Here is a 264-nt window from a genome sequence, read left to right as displayed (position 1 = left end):
GCGTCCACTTCGCATACAGCGTAACGTTCGCTGCTCCCATCGTCAGTGTCGCGCCCGCTGAATAATTCGTGCCAGTTCCGTTCGCTAACGTGTTCCAGCCTGCAAATGTATGACCTACTTTCACCAAAGTTCCTTTGCCCAGCACATTGACCGTTTCGCCTGCTTCGTATGCTTCGCTGTCCAGAGGCGCAGTTCCGCCAGTGCTTCCGTTTCCGTTATACGTCATCGTGTACGTTGGGTTCTCTGTCCACTGTGCATAAAGCG

Annotated in this window: 1 protein-coding gene; it reads right to left on the bottom strand. The window is 53.8% G+C overall.

From position 1 onward, the window contains the following. A partial coding sequence (locus PAT3040_RS30790; protein WP_307719185.1) for an InlB B-repeat-containing protein occupies positions 1-264 on the bottom strand: 264 nt, incomplete at both ends.

The organism is Paenibacillus agaridevorans, assembly GCF_003112455.1.
Taxonomy (GTDB): Bacteria; Bacillota; Bacilli; order Paenibacillales; family Paenibacillaceae; genus Pristimantibacillus; species Pristimantibacillus agaridevorans.
Note: the sequence above shows the minus strand (reverse complement) of the source record. Positions and strands in the feature narration are given on the sequence as shown.